We start from the raw sequence: 5553 nt of genomic DNA, 5'->3' as shown, positions 1-5553 counted from the left end.
AGTGCGTCTGGTCCTTGAGAACTCAACAGCGTGCACATTGTCAATGCCAATTTATTGATTGACCTCGTGCCTGGTCGGCTTGCTGACTGGGTCATGAAGCAATTCCTTTTGGATTGAAGATTGTCAGTAGACAGTCAACAGTCAGAATCAACTCGGTCTGATGCCTTCGGGTGTTGGGTCTGTATTTTTTTACGGAGAGTTTGATCCTGGCTCAGGACGAACGCTGGCGGCGTGCTTAACACATGCAAGTCGAACGATGATGCCCAGCTTGCTGGGTGGATTAGTGGCGAACGGGTGAGTAACACGTGAGTAACCTGCCCCTGACTCTGGGATAAGCGTTGGAAACGACGTCTAATACTGGATATGATCACTGGCCGCATGGTCTGGTGGTGGAAAGATTTTTTGGTTGGGGATGGACTCGCGGCCTATCAGCTTGTTGGTGAGGTAATGGCTCACCAAGGCGACGACGGGTAGCCGGCCTGAGAGGGTGACCGGCCACACTGGGACTGAGACACGGCCCAGACTCCTACGGGAGGCAGCAGTGGGGAATATTGCACAATGGGCGAAAGCCTGATGCAGCAACGCCGCGTGAGGGATGACGGCCTTCGGGTTGTAAACCTCTTTTAGTAGGGAAGAAGCGAAAGTGACGGTACCTGCAGAAAAAGCACCGGCTAACTACGTGCCAGCAGCCGCGGTAATACGTAGGGTGCAAGCGTTGTCCGGAATTATTGGGCGTAAAGAGCTCGTAGGCGGTTTGTCGCGTCTGCTGTGAAATCCCGAGGCTCAACCTCGGGCTTGCAGTGGGTACGGGCAGACTAGAGTGCGGTAGGGGAGATTGGAATTCCTGGTGTAGCGGTGGAATGCGCAGATATCAGGAGGAACACCGATGGCGAAGGCAGATCTCTGGGCCGTAACTGACGCTGAGGAGCGAAAGCATGGGGAGCGAACAGGATTAGATACCCTGGTAGTCCATGCCGTAAACGTTGGGCGCTAGATGTAGGGACCTTTCCACGGTTTCTGTGTCGTAGCTAACGCATTAAGCGCCCCGCCTGGGGAGTACGGCCGCAAGGCTAAAACTCAAAGGAATTGACGGGGGCCCGCACAAGCGGCGGAGCATGCGGATTAATTCGATGCAACGCGAAGAACCTTACCAAGGCTTGACATACACCGGAAACGGCCAGAGATGGTCGCCCCCTTGTGGTCGGTGTACAGGTGGTGCATGGTTGTCGTCAGCTCGTGTCGTGAGATGTTGGGTTAAGTCCCGCAACGAGCGCAACCCTCGTTCTATGTTGCCAGCGGGTTATGCCGGGGACTCATAGGAGACTGCCGGGGTCAACTCGGAGGAAGGTGGGGATGACGTCAAATCATCATGCCCCTTATGTCTTGGGCTTCACGCATGCTACAATGGCCGGTACAAAGGGCTGCGATACCGTAAGGTGGAGCGAATCCCAAAAAGCCGGTCTCAGTTCGGATTGAGGTCTGCAACTCGACCTCATGAAGTCGGAGTCGCTAGTAATCGCAGATCAGCAACGCTGCGGTGAATACGTTCCCGGGCCTTGTACACACCGCCCGTCAAGTCATGAAAGTCGGTAACACCCGAAGCCGGTGGCCTAACCCTTGTGGAAGGAGCCGTCGAAGGTGGGATCGGTGATTAGGACTAAGTCGTAACAAGGTAGCCGTACCGGAAGGTGCGGCTGGATCACCTCCTTTCTAAGGAGCATCTGGTCAGTGCTGGTCGCCCATTGTGGGTGGTTGGTTGCTGGTCCAGGCGCCTGTTTCGGACCGAACGTGTCCGACGGGTAGCTCATGGGTGGAACATTGACAGTGCAGTTGGGAGTGATGCTTCCGACCTCAGTACGCTCTGCTTGCAGGGTTGGGACGGGTCGGGGGTGGAGCGCTCAGCTGGTGCACGTTGTTGGGTCCTGAGGGACCAGGCTTCCTGCTGCTACGTGAGTGGTGGTGGGGGTTGGGCCTACGGGTCCTTCGTCGGGCCAGTGTGATCCTGCTGTTGTGGTGGGGGAGTGCTGGTGCCGATCGTATGTTGAGAACTACACAGTGGACGCGAGCATCTTTGATTCGCGTCATCCATGATCAGCCTTTGGGTTGTTGAGTGGTGACGTTGGATCGCAATTTTAATCTTTGTGGTCAAGTTTCTAAGAGCAAACGGTGGATGCCTTGGCATCTGGAGCCGATGAAGGACGTAGAAATCTGCGATAAGCCTCGGGGAGCTGATAATCGAGCTGTGATCCGAGGATTTCCGAATGGGGAAACCCCGCCAGGCGTTTTGCGACCTGGTGACTCCCGCCTGAATATATAGGGCGGGTAGAGGGAACGTGGGGAAGTGAAACATCTCAGTACCCACAGGAAGAGAAAACAACATGTGATTCCGTGAGTAGTGGCGAGCGAAAGCGGATGAGGCTAAACCGATCATGTGTGATAGCCGGCGGGCGTTGCATGGTCGGGGTTGTGGGACACGTCACTCAGTTCTGCCGGACTGGGGCGGTTACAGCGCATCATAGTCGAACCGGTTTGAAAGCCGGGCCGTAGTGGGTGCCAGCCCCGTAGACGAAATGGTGTTATGGCCGGATGTGTATCCCAAGTAGCACGGGGCCCGAGAAATCCCGTGTGAATCTGTCAGGACCACCTGATAAGCCTAAATACTCCCAGATGACCGATAGCGGACAAGTACCGTGAGGGAAAGGTGAAAAGTACCCCGGGAGGGGAGTGAAATAGTACCTGAAACCGTTTGCTTACAAACCGTCGGAGCCTCCTTAGTAGGGGTGACGGCGTGCCTTTTGAAGAATGAGCCTGCGAGTTAGTGATATGTGGCGAGGTTAACCCGTGAGGGGCAGCCGTAGCGAAAGCGAGTCTGAATAGGGCGTTTGAGTCGCATGTTCTAGACCCGAAGCGAAGTGATCTATCCATGGCCAGGTTGAAGCGACGGTAAGACGTCGTGGAGGACCGAACCCACTTCAGTTGAAAATGGAGGGGATGAGCTGTGGATAGGGGTGAAAGGCCAATCAAACTTCGTGATAGCTGGTTCTCTCCGAAATGCATTTAGGTGCAGCGTTGCGTGTTTCTCGCCGGAGGTAGAGCTACTGGATGGCCGATGGGCCTCAACAGGTTACTGACGTCAGCCAAACTCCGAATGCCGGTGAGTGAGAGCGCAGCAGTGAGACGGTGGGGGATAAGCTTCATCGTCGAGAGGGAAACAACCCAGACTACCAACTAAGGTCCCTAAGCGTGTGCTAAGTGGGAAAGGATGTGGAGTTGCACAGACAACCAGGAGGTTGGCTTAGAAGCAGCCACCCTTGAAAGAGTGCGTAATAGCTCACTGGTCAAGTGATTCCGCGCCGACAATGTAACGGGGCTCAAGCACACCACCGAAGTTGTAGATTTCGCACTATAGACAAGCCTTCGTGGTTCAGTCGTGCGGAGTGGTAGGAGAGCGTCGTGTGGCGAGTGAAGCGGCGGAGTGATCCAGCCGTGGACGCTACACGAGTGAGAATGCAGGCATGAGTAGCGAAAGACGGGTGAGAAACCCGTCCTCCGAAAGACCAAGGGTTCCAGGGCCAGGTTAATCCGCCCTGGGTAAGTCGGGACCTAAGGCGAGGCCGACAGGCGTAGTCGATGGACAACGGGTTGATATTCCCGTACCGGCGAACAACCGCCCAAGCTAATCCAGTGGTGCTAAGAGTCCTAACCCGGTACAACCGGATCCCTTCGGGGTGATGGTGGCCGGTCTAACGCTCGACCCCATGCTGGTGCGGTTAGCGTATGAACAGGTGTGACGCAGGAAGGTAGCTGAGCCAGGCGATGGTATCCGTAAGGTGAACCTGGTGTAAGGATGTAGGGCTGACGATAGGCAAATCCGTCGTCTGTGTGCCTGAGATCCGACGCGTACCCGTAAGGGGAAATCAGTGATCCTATGCTGCCGAGAAAAGCATCGACGCGAGGTTGCAGCCGCCCGTACCCGAAACCGACTCAGGTGGTCAGGTAGAGAATACCAAGGAGATCGAGAGAATCGTGGTTAAGGAACTCGGCAAAATGCCCCCGTAACTTCGGGAGAAGGGGGGCCGGACACGTGACCGGATTTACTCCGTGAGCGTTGAAGGCCGCAGAGACCAGTGGGAAGCGACTGTTTACTAAAAACACAGGTCCGTGCGAAGTCGCAAGACGATGTATACGGACTGACGCCTGCCCGGTGCTGGAAGGTTAAGAGGAAGGGTTAGCCTTTGGGCGAAGCTCTGAATTTAAGCCCCAGTAAACGGCGGTGGTAACTATAACCATCCTAAGGTAGCGAAATTCCTTGTCGGGTAAGTTCCGACCTGCACGAATGGCGTAACGACTTCCCAGCTGTCTCAACCGCGAACTCGGCGAAATTGCACTACGAGTAAAGATGCTCGTTACGCGCAGCAGGACGGAAAGACCCCGTGACCTTTACTACAGTTTGGTATTGGTGTTCGGAGTGGCTTGTGTAGGATAGGTGGGAGACTGTGAAGCGGGCACGCTAGTGTTCGTGGAGTCATTGTTGAAATACCACTCTGGTCACTTTGGATGTCTAACGTAGGACCCTGATCGGGTTCATGGACAGTGCCTGATGGGTAGTTTAACTGGGGCGGTTGCCTCCCAAAGAGTAACGGAGGCGCCCAAAGGTTCCCTCAACCTGGTTGGCAATCAGGTGGCGAGTGTAAGTGCACAAGGGAGCTTGACTGTGAGACTGACAGGTCGAGCAGGGACGAAAGTCGGGACTAGTGATCCGGCAGTGGCTTGTGGAAGCGCTGTCGCTCAACGGATAAAAGGTACCTCGGGGATAACAGGCTGATCTTGCCCAAGAGTCCATATCGACGGCATGGTTTGGCACCTCGATGTCGGCTCGTCGCATCCTGGGGCTGGAGTAGGTCCCAAGGGTTGGGCTGTTCGCCCATTAAAGCGGTACGCGAGCTGGGTTTAGAACGTCGTGAGACAGTTCGGTCCCTATCCGCTGCGCGCGTTGGAAATTTGAGAAGATCTATCCCTAGTACGAGAGGACCGGGATGGACGAACCTCTGGTGTGTCAGTTGTTCTGCCAAGGGCACCGCTGATTAGCTACGTTCGGACCGGATAACCGCTGAAAGCATCTAAGCGGGAAGCCGTCTTCGAGATGAGATTTCCATGCACCTTGAGTGTGAGAGGCTCCCAGCAGACTACTGGGTTGATAGGCCGGATGTGGAAGCGGGGACTAACGACCCGTGGAGCTGACCGGTACTAATAAGCCGAAGACTTGATAACACACTGATTTCCGTGCACTTGTTGCACGGGCTCGCGTCCACTTTGTGGTTCCCGACAGACGATCGGGAATCGAAACTGAATACACCGCTCTGCCCTCTTCACCGAGGGCAGTAGCTGGGACAGCTTTGAGACCAATGTATGATCTGGTCGAGAGTGTTCCGGTGGTCATAGCGAGAGGGAAACGCCCGGTCACATTCCGAACCCGGAAGCTAAGCCTCTCAGCGCCGATGGTACTGCAAGGGGGACCTTGTGGGAGAGTAGGACGCCGCCGGACTTAACGTA

3 rRNA genes are annotated in these 5553 nt (G+C 55.4%); all 3 read left to right on the top strand.

The features are described 5' to 3' along the window. The first annotated feature begins 188 nt into the window (after positions 1-188). The 3 genes from H489_RS21840 to rrf all read left to right on the top strand — a co-directional run bounded on the left by H489_RS21840 (position 189) and on the right by rrf (position 5545). Positions 189-1710, top strand: a 16S ribosomal RNA gene (locus H489_RS21840). Positions 1711-2143: 433 nt separating this feature from the next. Beyond that, a 23S ribosomal RNA gene (locus H489_RS21835) occupies positions 2144-5271 on the top strand. Positions 5272-5428: 157 nt separating this feature from the next. Beyond that, positions 5429-5545, top strand: a 5S ribosomal RNA gene (gene rrf / locus H489_RS21830). The 16S, 23S and 5S rRNA genes sit together here, the layout of an rRNA operon. Positions 5546-5553 lie beyond the last annotated feature (8 nt).

Origin of the sequence: Curtobacterium flaccumfaciens UCD-AKU, from assembly GCF_000349565.1 — a bacterium.
Taxonomy (GTDB): Bacteria; Actinomycetota; Actinomycetes; order Actinomycetales; family Microbacteriaceae; genus Curtobacterium; species Curtobacterium poinsettiae.
Note: the sequence above shows the minus strand (reverse complement) of the source record. Positions and strands in the feature narration are given on the sequence as shown.